16 protein-coding genes and 1 riboswitch are annotated in these 15731 nt (G+C 41.5%); of the genes, 5 read left to right on the plus strand and 11 right to left on the minus strand.

Translation table 11 applies throughout. From position 1 onward, the window contains the following. Positions 1–116 precede the first annotated feature (116 nt). Genes LG372_RS07105 through LG372_RS07115 form a run of 3 tightly spaced genes read left to right on the plus strand, consistent with a single transcriptional unit; the run spans position 117 to position 2763 of the window. The gene (locus LG372_RS07105) at positions 117–962 is read left to right on the plus strand and encodes a DegV family protein (protein ID WP_225742456.1); all 846 of its coding nucleotides are present in this window, start codon (positions 117–119) and stop codon (positions 960–962) included. 58 nt (positions 963–1020) lie between these two features. After that, complete coding sequence (locus LG372_RS07110; RefSeq protein WP_225742457.1) at positions 1021–2193, plus strand: NAD(P)/FAD-dependent oxidoreductase; 1173 nt, start codon at positions 1021–1023, stop codon at positions 2191–2193. A gap of 48 nt (positions 2194–2241) precedes the next feature. Beyond that, a complete protein-coding gene (locus tag LG372_RS07115; protein ID WP_225742458.1) occupies positions 2242–2763 on the plus strand; it encodes a DUF1697 domain-containing protein in 522 nt (173 codons plus the stop codon). 41 nt (positions 2764–2804) lie between these two features. Here the strand turns inward: LG372_RS07115 and LG372_RS07120 are convergent, their stop codons facing one another. Next, entirely contained in the window at positions 2805–3545 is a 741-nt protein-coding gene (locus LG372_RS07120) for a MerR family transcriptional regulator (protein ID WP_225742459.1), read from the minus strand. Between the two features lie 341 nt (positions 3546–3886). On the opposite strand from LG372_RS07120, the gene LG372_RS07125 reads away from it, so the two are divergent. Further along, on the plus strand, positions 3887–5227 hold the full coding sequence (locus tag LG372_RS07125) for a sodium-dependent transporter (RefSeq protein ID WP_225742460.1): 1341 nt from the start codon (positions 3887–3889) through the stop codon (positions 5225–5227). Between the two features lie 40 nt (positions 5228–5267). Here the strand turns inward: LG372_RS07125 and manA are convergent, their stop codons facing one another. The 7 genes from manA to LG372_RS07160 all read right to left on the minus strand — a co-directional run bounded on the left by manA (position 5268) and on the right by LG372_RS07160 (position 12471). Beyond that, positions 5268–6212 carry a mannose-6-phosphate isomerase, class I gene (manA, locus tag LG372_RS07130; protein ID WP_225742461.1) on the minus strand — a complete coding sequence of 315 codons (945 nt, stop codon included), beginning with the start codon at positions 6210–6212 and terminating at the stop codon, positions 5268–5270. Positions 6213–6469: 257 nt separating this feature from the next. Beyond that, complete coding sequence (locus LG372_RS07135; RefSeq protein ID WP_125852064.1) at positions 6470–6730, minus strand: SemiSWEET family transporter; 261 nt, start codon at positions 6728–6730, stop codon at positions 6470–6472. A gap of 206 nt (positions 6731–6936) precedes the next feature. Continuing rightward, positions 6937–7284: a VOC family protein gene (locus LG372_RS07140; protein WP_225742462.1), complete on the minus strand. Its 348-nt coding sequence runs from the start codon at positions 7282–7284 to the stop codon at positions 6937–6939. 58 nt (positions 7285–7342) lie between these two features. Next, the gene (gene spxB / locus LG372_RS07145) at positions 7343–9118 is read right to left on the minus strand and encodes a pyruvate oxidase (protein ID WP_225742463.1); all 1776 of its coding nucleotides are present in this window, start codon (positions 9116–9118) and stop codon (positions 7343–7345) included. A 322-nt stretch (positions 9119–9440) separates the two neighbouring features. Further along, a complete protein-coding gene (locus tag LG372_RS07150) occupies positions 9441–11684 on the minus strand; it encodes a heavy metal translocating P-type ATPase (protein WP_225742464.1) in 2244 nt (747 codons plus the stop codon). Between the two features lie 9 nt (positions 11685–11693). Beyond that, positions 11694–12065, minus strand: a complete 372-nt coding sequence (locus LG372_RS07155) for a cupredoxin domain-containing protein (RefSeq protein ID WP_225742465.1) — start codon at positions 12063–12065, stop codon at positions 11694–11696. Between the two features lie 10 nt (positions 12066–12075). After that, the gene (locus LG372_RS07160) at positions 12076–12471 is read right to left on the minus strand and encodes a CopY/TcrY family copper transport repressor (protein ID WP_070478636.1); all 396 of its coding nucleotides are present in this window, start codon (positions 12469–12471) and stop codon (positions 12076–12078) included. A gap of 183 nt (positions 12472–12654) precedes the next feature. Continuing rightward, a riboswitch (TPP riboswitch) is annotated at positions 12655–12752 on the plus strand. 83 nt (positions 12753–12835) lie between these two features. On the opposite strand from LG372_RS07160, the gene thiD reads away from it, so the two are divergent. Beyond that, on the plus strand, positions 12836–13627 hold the full coding sequence (thiD, locus tag LG372_RS07165) for a bifunctional hydroxymethylpyrimidine kinase/phosphomethylpyrimidine kinase (RefSeq protein ID WP_225742466.1): 792 nt from the start codon (positions 12836–12838) through the stop codon (positions 13625–13627). 148 nt (positions 13628–13775) lie between these two features. Here thiD and thiE read toward each other — a convergent pair whose 3' ends face one another. The 3 genes from thiE to thiW are packed head-to-tail and all read right to left on the minus strand — an operon-like array spanning position 13776 to position 15728. Further along, positions 13776–14408: a thiamine phosphate synthase gene (gene thiE / locus LG372_RS07170; protein ID WP_225742467.1), complete on the minus strand. Its 633-nt coding sequence runs from the start codon at positions 14406–14408 to the stop codon at positions 13776–13778. Beyond that, entirely contained in the window at positions 14401–15204 is an 804-nt protein-coding gene (locus LG372_RS07175) for a hydroxyethylthiazole kinase (RefSeq protein ID WP_225742468.1), read from the minus strand. The genes thiE and LG372_RS07175 overlap by 8 nt, the downstream gene beginning before the upstream one ends. Beyond that, the gene (gene thiW, locus LG372_RS07180; protein WP_225742469.1) at positions 15204–15728 is read right to left on the minus strand and encodes an energy coupling factor transporter S component ThiW; all 525 of its coding nucleotides are present in this window, start codon (positions 15726–15728) and stop codon (positions 15204–15206) included. The genes LG372_RS07175 and thiW overlap by 1 nt, the downstream gene beginning before the upstream one ends. Positions 15729–15731: the final 3 nt, after the last annotated feature.

The following is a 15731-nucleotide window of genomic DNA, read 5'->3' on the forward strand; positions in this document are numbered from 1 at the left end:
CTTTCTACTTGTCACAACAGACGGATGAGGCTTTTGTTTCAAGGGCTTTCATGATATAATTGTAAAAAAAGACAGAACCTTTGTCAATGTATAACTGACAAAGATGGAGAATTTCTATGACTTGGAAGATTATTGCTGACTCTGGTTGTGATTATCGTCAGCTGGCAAGACCAGCTATTGACACGACCTTTGTGAGTGTTCCCTTAACCATTCAAGTAGCTGATCAGGTCTTTGTTGATGATGCCAGTCTTGACATTGATCAAATGATGGAAACCATGTATGCAACTGCAGAAGCTTCAAAATCAGCTTGTCCAAGCCCAGATGATTATTTGCGAGCGTTTGAAGGAGCCAAAAACATTTTCTTAGTAACCATCACTGGTACTCTTTCTGGCAGCCACAATAGTGCTCAACTAGCCAAGAATATTTATCTTGAAGAACATCCTGATACTAAAATTCATGTAATTGATAGTTTGTCTGCTGGTGGGGAAGTTGACTTGCTCGTAGAAAAATTGAATGACTTGATTGACCAGGGTCTATCTTTTGAAGAAGTCGTTGAAGCTATCACTGCTTATCAAGAAAAAACCAAGTTGCTCTTTGTCCTAGCTAAAGTCGATAACTTGGTGAAGAACGGCCGTTTGAGCAAGCTTATCGGTACGGTCGTTGGCCTTCTCAATATCCGTATGGTCGGAGAAGCTAGTGAAACTGGAACTCTCGAATTGCTACAAAAAGCACGAGGACCAAAGAAATCAGTTCAAGCTGCCTATGATGAAATCATTAAAGCAGGATATGCTGGTGGCCGTATTGTCATGGCTCAACGCAATAACGAGAAATGTTGCCAACAGCTCTCAGAACGAATCCGCGAAACCTTCCCACAAGCGGATATTAAGATTCTCCCAACCTCTGGTCTCTGCAGTTTCTATGCAGAAGATGGCGGTTTGCTGATGGGATATGAAATTGATTAATTGCATTCTTGACAAGAGGTGACCATCATCTCTTGTTTTTTTGTGGTACAATAGAGCTATGAAACATTTTGATACTATTGTCATCGGTGGAGGTCCTGCTGGTATGATGGCTACGATTTCCAGTAGCTTTTATGGACAGAAAACCCTCCTCATCGAAAAAAATCGGAAACTTGGAAAAAAATTAGCTGGGACTGGTGGGGGACGTTGCAATGTCACCAACAATGGAACTCTAGATGACCTACTAGCTGGAATCCCTGGAAATGGGCGCTTTCTCTACAGTGTCTTCTCCCAGTTTGATAACCATGATATCATTAACTTTTTTACAGAAAATGGTGTTAAACTTAAGGTCGAAGACCACGGCCGCGTCTTTCCGGCCAGCGACAAATCGCGAACCATTATCGAAGCCTTGGAAAAGAAAATCACTGAGCTAGGTGGTCAAGTTGCTACTCAAACAGAGATTGTTTCGGTTAAAAAGGTGGATGACCAGTTTGTCCTTAAGTCCGCAGACCAAAATTTCACTTGTGATAAACTCATTGTCACAACTGGTGGTAAATCCTATCCTTCTACTGGTTCGACTGGTTTTGGTCATGAGATTGCCCGTCATTTTAAGCATACCATTACCGAGCTTGAGGCAGCTGAAAGTCCCTTGTTGACAGATTTTCCACACAAGGCTTTGCAAGGAATTTCATTGGATGATGTGATCCTAAGTTATGGCAAACATATCATCACTCACGATCTGCTTTTTACCCACTTTGGTTTGTCAGGCCCTGCTGCCCTGCGTATGTCTAGTTTTGTCAAGGGTGGGGAGGTTCTTTCACTGGATGTTTTGCCTCAACTTTCTGAGAAGGACTTGGCTACATTTCTAGAAGAAAACCGGGAAAAATCCTTGAAAAACGCTTTAAAAACTTTGCTTCCAGAACGCTTGGCAGAATTTCTTGTGCAAGGCTATCCTGACAAAGTCAAACAACTGACTGAAAAGGAAGGTGAACAACTTCTCCAGTCTATCAAAGCACTCAAAATCCCTGTGACCGGAAAAATGTCCCTTGCCAAGTCCTTTGTTACCAAAGGGGGCGTCAGTCTCAAGGAAATCAATCCCAAAACTCTAGAAAGTAAGCTGGTACCTGGACTCCACTTTGCTGGCGAGGTACTGGATATCAATGCCCACACGGGTGGGTTTAACATCACTTCTGCCCTCTGTACTGGTTGGGTGGCGGGATCAAACCCAATCTAAATCTGAATTATTTAATGGCTAAATCAGCCCCAAAAGAAAGGAAGTCCTTTGGAACATATTATCTTGTTAAGGGGAGTCACTCCTAATGGAAAAAATGCTATCCCTAAAATGTCTTATCTAGTAGATATCTTGACAGAAGCTGGTTTTCAACAAGTTCGAACCTATATTCAAAGTGGAAATATCATTCTTGAAAGTGACTTAGCTCTCGAAGAAATACGAGAACAGGTTCATACTCTAATAAAGGAAAATATTGGTGCTGACTTAAAAATGGTTATCAAGAACAAAAGTGATTTTAAAAAAATTGTCCAAGAAAACCCGTTTGGAAAACACTATCTTTATGACCGTATACACGTGATTTTTTATCAAGAATCTATTCAAAGTCTCCCTTTAGAAAAATTGAAAATTGATTACGGTGAAGAAGAAATTTGTATCGGTAACCATTGTCTTTACCTCTATCTCCCTAGAACTGCAAAACAAAAGAAACTCCATACCAACTATCTTGAAAAGCTTTTTAATGTAGATTTGACAATGCGAAAACTAAATGTAGTAGAAAAATTATTAAGCAAGTAGTACTTGAATTTAGTAAAAATCGGAAGAATACTCCTCCGATTTTATTTTGTCTGAGTTTGGACATAGTGGGCAATGACATCTGATGTGTACTGGGCTGTTCCAGGTCCAAATTTGTCAATGTTTTCCTTAAATTCTGGGTTGTAGACGTAGCCTTTACCGATATGACCGAATACCTCAATAGAGCAGTCAAATCCATAAGTACGGATGGCTTGCAAGAGTTTAGCAGCTTCTTCTTGATTTTCGGTTGCTGTTACAGGTAGACCAGCTTGAAGATTTTGTGACAAGGCTCGAAAAACTTGGTTGAAGGCAGCTGTAGCTTCGTCTTCGTGACCTTTCTGACGCTCCAGCGCTTGGTCCATGACTTCTTGTCCATATTTCTCTACCGCCTCTTGGTGGTATTTTTGATGGTCTTGGTAGTTAAATCCAGCAAATTTCTCTTGAATGCTCATTTCTCTTTCTCCTTTTTGTTCTTGAATGGTTTTCTGCAAGGTTGAAATCAAGGTATCCAGATGTTCCCTTTCTCGAGTCAAATAGTCCAACTGCCTGGTCAAATGGGGTAATAAATCTGTCCTTTCTACCTTTAACAGCTCTGCTATTTTTTCTAAAGAAAAACCTAGATATTTGTAGTAAAGAATAACCTGAAGGCGTTCCAAATCCTCCAGACTGTAGGTTCGATAGCCGTTTTCCGACTTTAAAGGAACTAAGAGTCCTATCTTGTCGTAGTGGTGTAGGGTCTTGACAGAGACGCCCGAAAGCTGCGCAGCTTCTTTTATATGGTACATGATTTCCTCCTTATACTCAATGAAAATCAAAGAGCAAACTAGGAAGCTAGCCGCAGGCTGTACTTGAGTACGGTAAGGCGACGCTGACGTGGTTTGAATTTGATTTTCGAAGAGTATTACATTGATAGTATAACCCCTCCCCTTAGGTCAGAGTCAAGCATTTTTGCGAAATTTTTTTACTTTATCATAACATGAAAAAGGTTTTCTTGACAGACCTTAGAAAACATGATAGGATAGTCAAGTCTATCAATCAAAAGAAAGACTCATTTTGAGTACTTATGAGGCTATTTGCCAAGGGCAGTAGCTTTTTCTTTTGTAATACTAATTTTAGGAGTTTAACTATGTCTGAAAAATCGCAATGGGGTTCTAAACTGGGCTTTATCCTAGCATCTGCTGGTTCAGCCATCGGACTTGGAGCCGTTTGGAAATTTCCCTACATGACTGCTGCTAACGGTGGAGGAGGCTTTTTACTGGTCTTTCTCATCTCCACTATTTTAATCGGTTTCCCTCTTTTGCTAGCTGAATTTGCCCTCGGCCGAAGCGCTGGTGTCTCTGGGATTAAAACCTTTGGAAAACTTGGCAAGAATAGTAAGTACAACTTTATCGGTTGGATTGGTGCCTTTGCCCTCTTTATCCTCTTATCGTTTTACAGTGTTATCGGAGGATGGATTTTAGTCTATCTAGGCATTGAGTTTGGAAAATTGTTCCAAATTGGTGGAACGGGTGATTATGCTCAATTATTTACTTCCATCATTTCAAATCCAGTCATTGCCCTTGGAGCTCAAGCAGCCTTTATCCTATTGAATATCTTTATTGTATCACGTGGGGTTCAAAAAGGGATTGAAAGAGCTTCGAAAGCCATGATGCCTCTGCTCTTTATCATCTTTGTCGTCGTCATCGGTCGTTCTCTCAGTTTACCAAATGCCATGGAAGGGGTTCTTTACTTCCTAAAACCAGACTTCTCTAAGCTGACAAGTGCTGGTCTCCTCTATGCTCTGGGACAATCTTTCTTTGCCCTCTCACTAGGAGTTACAGCCATGCTGACCTATGCTTCTTACTTGGACAAGAAAACCAATCTGGTCCAATCAGGAATCTCCATCGTAGCCATGAATATCTCGGTATCCATCATGGCAGGTCTCGCCATTTTCCCAGCCATGTCAGCCTTCAATATCCAGTCTGAAGGGGGGCCGAGCTTGCTCTTTATCGTCTTGCCTCAACTCTTTGACAAGATGCCTTTTGGAACCATTTTCTACATCCTCTTCCTCTTGCTCTTCCTCTTTGCGACAGTCACTTCTTCCGTCGTTATGCTGGAAATCAATGTAGGCAATATCACCAACCAAGACAACAGCATGCGTGCCAAATGGAGTGCCATTTTAGGAATCTTGACCTTTGTCTTTGGAATTCCTTCAGCCCTATCTTACGGTGTCATGGCGGATGTTCACATCTTTGGGAAGACTTTCTTTGACGCGATGGATTTCTTGGTTTCCAATCTCCTCATGCCATTTGGAGCTCTCTGCCTTTCACTTTTTACAGGCTATATCTTTAAGAAGACACTTGCTATGGAGGAACTGCATCTTGATGAAAAAGCATGGAAACAGGGACTGTTCCAAGTCTGGCTCTTCCTTCTTCGTTTCGTCATTCCAATCATCATCATTGTGGTCTTTATCGCCCAATTTATGTAATCAAAAAGGACTTGAGTAGTAAACTCAGGCCCTTTCTTTTTTATGGATGGCTAACAATCAATTCCAAGCCTTGCCCTTCCAAGGTCCAAGTTTCAACATCACTTGGTAGGATAAAGTGGCTACCTTTTTGGATTGGATAGTTTTTTCCGTCAACAGTCAGTTGACCTTGACCAGCCAAGACACTGAACAAGCTGTATTCAGCTGTCTTTTCGAAGTTAACTTTTCCAGTGATTTCCCACTTGTAAACTGCGAAGAAATAATTGGATACAAGAAGAGTGGAACACAAATCATCTGCTTTGATAGCTACAGGACGGCTATTGGCAGGCTCGCCAATGTTCAAAACATCAATTGATTTTTCAAGGTGAAGTTCACGCAAGTTGCCATTATCATCATTACGATCAAAGTCATAGACACGATAGGTGGTATCACTAGACTGCTGAGTTTCAAGAATCAAGATGCCTGCACCGATAGCGTGCATAGTTCCACTTGGTACATAGAAAAAATCTCCAGCCTTGACAGGCACTTTTGTCAGCAAGGCATCCCAGTTTTTATCTTCAATTTGCTGGCGGAGTTCTTCTTTTGACTTGGCATTGTGACCATAGATAATCTCTGAACCTTCATCCGCTGCGATAATGTACCAGCACTCTGTTTTCCCTAGCTCGCCTTCATGCTCTAGTCCATAGGCATCATCTGGGTGAACTTGGACACTGAGCCAGTCGTTGGCATCGAGAATCTTGGTCAAAAGTGGAAATACAGGTTCTGGACGATTGCCAAACAATTCACGGTGTTCCGCATACAAAGTAGCTAAGTCTGTTCCCTCAAAACGACCATTGGCAACTTTAGAGACACCATTTGGATGAGCTGAGATGGCCCAATATTCGCCAATTTTTTCACTTGGAATGTCGTAGCCAAACTCATCACGTAGCTTGGTTCCACCCCAAATTTTTTCTTGCATAACTGATTGTAAAAATAATGGTTCTGACATTTTATTCTCCTGTCTGATTTTTCTTCCCTCATTATAGCAAAAAGCCAGGTCTAATTGAACTCTTTTTCCTATTATATAAAGTAGAGAGAAGATTTTATAAAAATAGTAACGAAATAATCTCTTACTTGATGGAGGAACCTCTAAAGCAACACTCATAAAGCTCGCTGTCAACGGCTGTTTTCCTCAACTCTCATTAGACTTCCTTTACTTGAGAGTCTATTTTTATGTACAAAAAAAGACTGAAATCAGTCTTCTTTTTAAATCAAAGCCGTGATAGCCGTTACTAGGCCAAAAACGATACCTGGCGCATTAGCAGCCGCAAGGGGAATATCTCTTTCTTTCTTGAAAAGACCGTAGTAAACCCAAAGACTACAGTTAATAGATGCAACCAAGGGCTGGATAAAATTCCCCTTTTGACCGGCAAGATTATTCATGATTTGTGGGAAGTAAGACACATACATCATAACGGACATGAAGGTCGCTACCCAACCCAAAATTTTCATTTGTTTTTCAGACATTTTTAAAGCCTCTTTCATTTTTTATAAATCATATTTTATAATCTTTTTTCAAAACAATCAAGACTTTGAAGCTTTTGTTATAAAGACGTAAACTATCACAATCTTGTGATAAGAAAGAGAATAATAAAAAGACCGGATTGCTCCGATCTTTTCAATAGTTCATATTCTCAATTTCTGTTTTAAGAATAGCTAAGGTTAACGTCCACTTATTTCATACGATAAAAATCAATCACTAGACCAGCAGGACCTTTAACTAATAAGGACTCTGTTCCCCAATCGGTTACAGTTGGACCGTTTAAAACCTGGATACCAAGCTCGTTCAACCGTTTGTAGTTCTGGTCTACATCCTCAACCTCGATATGAATAATGATTCCTGACTGAAAATCTTCCAAAGGAATCAAATGATTTTGGGATAACATCAGACAGTGACTGCCAATCGTAAACTGAGCAAAACTATCGTCTACATAATCGGACTTTTTATCCAAAATACGCTCCAAGTCAGCACAGACTTGGGGAACATCTGAAACGATAATATCTAATTGATTTAAATTCATTTACTCTCCTCCATAAAAAGACCGGATTGCTCCGATCTTTTTAAGTTCCACGAAGGAATTATTTAATTGCGCGTGATTGCAAACCTTCTTCTTCCAAGAAGAGGCGGAATGGTACGAGTTCTTCTGCTTCGTATTTTTCCTTGAAAGCTTTGATTGCTTCTTCTGAGTGAAGTTTTGGATCCAATTCAAGTACTTCTACTGGAAGTGGACGGTGTTCAGTGATACGAGCATCGATAACAACAGTTTTACCTTCTTTGTTGAGTTTAACAGCTTCTGCAACAACTGCATCGATGTCTTCGATACGGTCAACTGTAAATCCTACAGCACCTTGAGCTTCAGCGATTTTCGCATAGTCAGCATTAGGGAAGTCACAACCAAACAAGTGTTTGTTTGTGTCTTCGTATTTGTCCTTGATGAAGGCATATTTACCATTTGAGAAGACAACGTTGATAACTGGAAGGTCGTATTGAACGTTTGTGATAACGTCTGGGTAGCACATGTTGAATGCACCGTCACCCATGATGTTCCATACTTGGCGATCTGGATTGTCTTTCTTAGCAGCGATACCACCAGGAAGGGCAATACCCATTGTCGCAAAGAGTGGAGATGTACGCCACATGTTCTTAGGTGTCATGTGAAGGTGACGAGTAGATGTTTGAGTAGTGTCACCTACGTCGATTGAGTAGATAGCGTCTTGATCAGCATGTTTGTTGATTGCATTGTAAACTTGATACAATTGCAATTCACCCTCAGTTTTACCTTCGAGTTTGTTCATGTAATCACGCCAGTTTTGGTTATTCTTAACGTTTGCACGCCACCATGGAGTTGATTCAACTGGGTTTACTTTGTCAAGGATAGCTTTAGCTGCTTGACCTGCGTCACCAAGGATTGAAGCGTCTAGGGCATGACGTTTACCAAGTTTGTAAGGGTCGATATCCACTTGGATGAATTTTTCAGTGTTCTTGAATGCTTCGTAAACTTCAGCAAATGGGAAGTTTGAACCAAGGAAAAGAACTGTGTCTGCTTCAAAGACCACTTCGTTGGCTGGTTTCCAACCAACACGGTAAGCAGAACCTGTCAAACCTTCATAGTTCCATTCGAAAGCTTCAAAGTTTTTACCAGTTGTGATGATTGGTGCTTTGATTTTACGTGACAATTCAGTAATCACTTCACCAGCTTTCACACCACCGTAACCAGCATAGATAACTGGACGTTCAGCATTGTTCAAGATTTCAACAGCTTTGTCGATTTCAACTTCGTTCAAAGCAGGAGCGATGAATGAACGCTCGTATGAACCTGATCCATAGTATGAGTTTTCGTCGATTTCTTGGAAACCGAAGTTTACTGGGATTTCAACAACAGCTGGACCTTTTTTAGAAACTGCAGCACGGCAAGCTTCGTCAATAACTTTTGGCAATTGCTCAGCGTAAGCTACACGTTTGTTATATACAGCGATACCGTTGTACATTGGGTTTTGGTTCAATTCTTGGAAAGCATCCATGTTGAGTTCGTTAACTGGACGTGATCCAAGGATTGCTAGGAATGGAGTGTTATCCATAGCTGCATCGTAAACACCGTTAATCAAGTGAGTCGCACCTGGACCACCTGAACCAACTGCAACCCCGATTGAGCCGCCGAATTTAGCTTGCATAACCGCTGCAAGAGCACCTGTTTCTTCGTGGCGAACTTGCAAGAAGCGGATATCTTTGTCTTCAGCCAAAGCGTCCATCAATGAGCTGAGTGTTCCTGATGGGATACCGTAGATTGTGTCTACGCCCCATGTTTTCAATACATTAAGCATTGCTGCAGATGCAGTAATTTTCCCTTGAGTCATAATGATAACTCTCCTTCAAATATTTTTAAATCTACTAAAAAAGGTTTCATATAGTTTTTGAAAACGTTTCAGTAAATTTTTACACTACTAATTTATCACATTTATTTTTAGTTTACTAAGAATCTGCTCAGAAGTTTCTATTCTCTATTACAGTACAGTTTGAAAACGTTTTTAGTTTCTGTTTTATAATACTCAATGAAAATCAAAGAGCAAACTAGGAAGCTAGCCGCAGGTTGCTCAAAGCACAGCTTTGAGGTTGAAGATAAAGCTGACGTGGTTTGAAGAGATTTTCGAAGAGTATAAAAAGCGAGCAAGCCCGCTTTTAGTCTATTCTACTAAAGTTTAGTAAGAGTGAACTAGTCAGAACAGATACAGAACTAAAGGCCATAGCTAGACCAGCTAGTTCTGGATTGAGGACCAGTCCAACACCTGAAAAGACTCCTGCTGCAATCGGAATTCCGGCGACATTGTAGATAAAGGCCCAGAAAAGATTGAGCAAAATACGATGAAAGGTTTTCTTACTCATGTCAAAGGCACGCACCACACCTAAGAGATTATTGGTTGTCAACACCAAATCTGCTGACTCGATGGCAATATCTGTTCCAGCTCCCATAGCAATCCCCACATCTGCTACACTGAGGGCAGGAGCGTCATTGATACCATCCCCAACAAAGGCTACTTTGCCAGCCGCTTGTAGTTTATGGATTTCATGGGCTTTTTCTTCTGGCAAGACACCTGCAATGACCTCTTCGATTCCGATCTGATCGGCAATAGCACGCGCCACACCAGCATTGTCTCCTGTCAGCATGACTGTTTTAAGACCTCGTTTTTTCAACTGACTGATGGCAACCTTAGCATTTTCCTTAGGAATATCTTGCAGAGCAAGCAAGCCTTTGATTTCATTCTCAACAGCCAAGAACACAACTGTCTTAGCTTCTTTTTCCAGTTCTTCTAGTTTTTCTTGATAAGTGCTAGAAATGTTCATGCCATCCAGCATTTTAGCATTTCCAAGCAGAACTTGTTTTCCATTGATTTTCCCTGAGACACCTTTTCCGTGCAAGGCTTGGAAATTTTCCACAGTGTGAAGCTCAAGTCCAGTTTCAGTCGCTCGCTTGACAATGGCCTCAGCCAGTGGGTGTTGAGAAGCTTCTTCCAAGGAAGCTGCCAATCCAAGCACCTCTGCCTCGTCGCCGATGATATCTGTTACCACTGGTTTCCCTTCCGTCAAAGTTCCTGTTTTATCAAAGACAATAGTTTGGACTTTCTGGATTTCCTGTAGAACCGTTCCATTTTTAAGGAGAACCCCCATCTTGGCACTGCGACCTGTCCCCACCATAAGGGCTGTCGGTGTTGCAAGTCCCAATGCACAAGGGCAGGCAATAATCAGAACTGCTACTCCATAGAGAAGCGAAGACACAAAGCTCGCTCCAATCACAACTACACTATCCCTGAGCAAGACGAACCAAACCCAAAAGGTCACAATCCCTAAAATGACAACTGCTGGGACAAAAATCCCTGAAATTTTATCCGTCAAGTCCTGAATCGGCGCACGACTTGTCTGAGCTTTCTTCACAAAATCCACAATCTGAGCCAAAACAGTCTCTGAACCAACTTTTTCTGCTCTAAAAACAAGTGTTCCACTATTATTGATGGTTGAACCAATGACGGTATCTCCAACTGTCTTATCTACAGGCAGACTCTCACCTGTCACCATGGATTCGTCAATACTGGACACACCTTCTACTACAACCCCATCAACTGCAATCTTCTCACCAGGTCGCACCCGAATCAGGTCGCCTACCTTGACTTGGTCCAAGGGAACTTGAACATAGCGTTCATCTCGCAATACCTCTGCTGTTTTAGCCTGCAAGTCAAGTAATTTCTCCACAGCTTGGGAAGTATTTTTCCGCATTTTCTCTTCAAAAACGGCTCCCATGAGAACGAAGAAGAAGATAAATGCAGCACTTTCAAAGTAAACGGGGAGGCCAGCGAAGAGAGCAACTAAGCTATAGAAATAGGCCACTAGGGTTCCAAGAGCAACCAAGGTATCCATGTTGGCATTGTGCTTTTTAAAACTAGCCCAAGCACTTTGGATATAAGGACCACCTGCTACTAGCATAATCGGTGTTGTGGCTAAAAAGGTGCCCCAGCGCATGACTTGGTGACTAATTCCTCCTGTCGACATCCCAATCATGAGGATCACAAGAGGCACAGTAAAGATACTAGTAATCCAAAAACGCTGTAAAAGTGATAGAGATTTTCGAGTCTTCTCAACAACTGTATAACTTCCCTTTTGCATCTTCATACCACAAGAAAATTCATGTTGGCCTAATTCTTGAGGTGTAAAACGAATGACTTTCTCCTCATCTACGCCGATTGGTTCCAAGATGCCTTCTTCTTCAAACAAAATTTCCTTGTAACAGTTTGAAGGAGTTGCTCGATGAAAGGTAATCTCAGCTGGGATCCCTTTTTGAAGCTGTATATGAGCTGGATGGTAGCCTTTGTCTGCCGTGATACGGATTTTTTGAACACCATTTTCAAGACTTGCTTTTACAATTTCAGTCATATCATTCTCCTATTCTACAATCATCTTACCGTGCATCATATTCATGCCACAAGAGAAACCATACTCTCCAGCCTGCTCAGGTGTGATTTCCACTACATACTCTTCCCCCATAGGCAGGTCCGCATGCACACCAAAGTCTGGAAAAACAATTTGGTCCAGACAGGGTGAAGGGTCCTTACGGTCAAAGACAATGCGGGCTGGCACTGATTTCTTGAGGATAATCAACTCAGGCGTATAGCCTCCCATGACTTCCACTCGAATCTCTTGGTAGCCATTTTTTTGCTGGGCCTTGTGTCCAGATTTTTCAGGCTTTTTGAAAAACCAAAACAAGATAAAGGCGATAAGGGCAATACAAACAATGGTTACAATACTATTTAACATGATGTCTCCTTTACATACAATTACATTTTACTTTTGTTACAGCGCTTGATTTCTTCTCAGAAATCACAGCTTCCAAGTCTTCCAAGTCAGCCTGAGTAAAATCACATTCGGCAATCAAGTCAGCCAACAAGTTCTTAATCCTACGAGAACAAACCTTGTCCTTGATATCTTGGACAAGTAAATCCTGACTTTGGTCCAAAGTTAAAAGGGCTGAATAGACAAAGAACTTGCCTTCCTTTTTCCGAGTCAAACACTCTTTCTCAACCAAACGAGCCAAAAGAGTTTGAATGGTTGACTTGGACCAGTCGAACCGCTCCGCCAGAACCCTGATCAAATCCGTACTAGTCTGTTCCCCTTGCATCCAAATAATCTTCATGACCTGCCATTCTGCATCTGAAATCTGCATAATCACACCTCCTAAATCTACATTTGTCAATTACAATTATCAGTATACTCTCAAAATCTACATTTGTCAACTATAATTTTTATTATTTTTTCGAAAAATAGAATTCTAATCATGTAACGAGAGATTTGCAGTCAAATCTTACTATATAAACTATGAAAATATGCTATACTAAAGAAAAAAGAAAACAACCACTAGGGGTGCGTAATGCTGAGATTAACGACTGTTAGACCCTTTGACTCAATCTAGGTAATGCTAGCTGATGGAAGTGGAAATGATAATGGGGACTAGCAGTCTTCTATTGCCTTTCTAAAACAGACTAGCTTGTTCTTAAGAATACAAACTTCAGTTGGTTGGGAGGTTTTAGATGACTTATTTACCCGTTGCTTTGACCATTGCAGGGACTGACCCTAGTGGTGGTGCTGGCATTATGGCTGACTTAAAGTCGTTCCAAGCTAGAGATGTCTATGGAATGGCCGTTGTGACCAGTCTTGTCGCTCAAAATACCAGAGGTGTTCAATTAATCGAGCACGTTTCTCCTCAAATGTTGAAAGCCCAATTGGAGAGTGTCTTTTCTGATATTCCACCTCAGGCTGTAAAAACAGGGATGTTGGCAACTACTGAGATCATGGAGATCATCCAACCCTATCTTAAAAAACTGGACTGTCCCTACGTCCTTGACCCTGTTATGGTCGCAACAAGCGGTGATACCCTGATTAATACCAGTGCCAGAGACTACCTAAAAACAAACCTGCTTCCCCTTGCAAGCATTATCACGCCCAATCTTCCTGAGGCAGAAGAGATTGTCGGTTTCTCAATTCATAATCCCGAAGACATGCAACGTGCCGGTCGCCTGATTTTAAAAGAATTTGGTCCTCAGTCTGTGGTTATCAAAGGTGGCCATCTCGAAGGCGGTGCCAAGGATTTCCTCTTTACCAAGGATGAGCAATTTATCTGGGAAAGTCCAAGAATCCAAACCTGTCACACCCATGGTACTGGATGTACCTTTGCTGCAGTGATTACCGCTGAACTAGCCAAGGGGAAAAACCTCTATCAAGCAGTCGATAAAGCCAAGGCCTTTATCACAAAAGCCATCCAAGACGCCCCTCAACTCGGTCATGGTTCTGGCCCAGTCAACCATACAAGCTTTAAAGATTAAAAAAACTCTCTAGTTCCCACTTTAAGGGAATTAGAGAGTTTTTATACTTCTTCAAACCACGTCAACTTTATCTGCAACCTCAAAGCTGTGCTTTGAGCAACCTGCGACTAGCTTCCTAGTTTGCTCTTTGATTTTCATTGAGTATTAATTAGAAAATAATGTCATCCAACTTTGTTAAGAAAGCTTGTGTTTTTTCTTCTATATCTTCTGCCTGCATCAAATCACGTACGACAGCTACACCAGCTATATCCGTGCCGATAAGTTGGTCAATATTCTCTGATGTCAAGCCGCCAATAGCAACTACTGGAATGGCGACCCTTTGGCAAATTGTTTTCAAGGTTGAAATTAGGGTGATAGGCGCATTTTTTTTGGTCGTAGTCGGGAAAATGGCTCCTGTCCCCAAGTAATCCGCACCTCCTTCTTCTGCCTCGAGGGCTCTTTTTACAGTTTTAGCTGTGACACCAAGTATTTTGTCAGGACCCAATACTTGTCTAGCAACCGAAACTGGTAGTTCATCGTCTCCGATATGCAAACCAGCAGCATCAACCGCAAGACAGACATCCAAACGATCATCGATTATCAAGGGTACCTGATAGGCATCTGTTATTTCCTTGACTTGTTTTGCCAGTTGATAATATTGATTGGTTGTGAGATTTTTTTCTCGTAATTGGACTATGGTGACCCCTGAACGGCAGGCCGTCTCAATCTTTTCAAGAAAACTTTTCAAGGAATCTTGATAGCGATTGGTTACCAGATACAGTCTAAGTGCCTCTCTATTCATAAATATCTCCTTTAATGGCATCTAGCCAATTTTCGTCTCTTTTGAGGAGAGAGAGCTGATTGAGAACTTGGAAACGAAATTCTTCCAATCCCATTCCTTGAACAACTATTTTCTCAGCAGCGATATTGAGATAAGAAACTGCTAGACACGAAGCTTCAAAGCCAGGCATTCCTTGGCTGAGGAAAACGGCTGTCAAGGCTCCAACCAAGTCTCCTGTCCCTGTTATCCAGTCCAATTCTGCACAGCCATTTCCCAATACAGCAACCTGATTCTTTGAAACGATGAGGTCCTTGGGGCCAGTAACTAAGAATGACATACCTGGATAGGTCTGACACCAGTCTTTCAAGACTTGAAATAAATCCTCAGTTTCTTGGTCTTTAGCACTCGCATCGACCCCAACGCCGTGGTGCTTTAAGCCAACAAGACTTCGGATTTCCGACATGTTTCCTTTAAGGACCGTAGGTCTATAGTCTAAAAGGTCTTCAACTAAGCTCTTACGAATGGATGAAGCTGTTACGCCAACCGCATCTACTACCATTGGAAGAGAAACTTGAGCTGCATAAGAAGCTGCTATACGGATTGCTTTTTCCTTCTCAGCTGACAAATGCCCCAAATTGATGAAGAGTGCCTGGCTTTGCTTAGTAAAATCAAGAACCTCACGAGGGTCATCTGCCATAACTGGTTTACACCCCAGAGCCAAAATCCCATTTGCTAGCATCTCACATGAAATCTCATTGGTAATACAGTGAATTAGGGAACTAGAGCCTATAGGAAAAGGATTTGTCAATGCCTGCATCAGTCTATCCTTTCACCAAAGAAATATCCCTGAACTTTTTTAAAGAATTCCTGCTTGATTAAAAATCGAAAGGCAATAAAGGAAATCGCTGTACCAATCAAGGTTGCTCCGAAAAATCGAGGAGTGTAGATAAACCAGCTAAGCTTAGCGGCCGATCCTATAAAGAGTACCATAACAGGATAGGAAACAATAGAACCAATAATACCTGTTCCCAAAATTTCTCCCAAAGCAGAAAAATAAAATTTTCGACCATACTTATAAAAGAGACCTGCTAGAAGGGCCCCAAAAGTCGCTCCTGTGAGAGCTAAAGGCGGAATCCCTTGAGTCGTCATACGGATAAAGGCTGTCACTGTAGCCATAGCCAAGGCATAAACAGGTCCCATCATGATTCCAGCTAGAATATTGACTACACTGGACATCGGTGCCATTCCCTCAATCCGAAAGATAGGCGTGAGGACTACATCAAGGGCAATCATCATAGATAAAATGGTTAATTTGTGAACTTGTAATTGGTGCTTTCTCATGTT

It is taken from the genome of Streptococcus sp. Marseille-Q5112, from assembly GCF_916700555.1.
GTDB lineage: Bacteria > Bacillota > Bacilli > Lactobacillales > Streptococcaceae > Streptococcus > Streptococcus symci.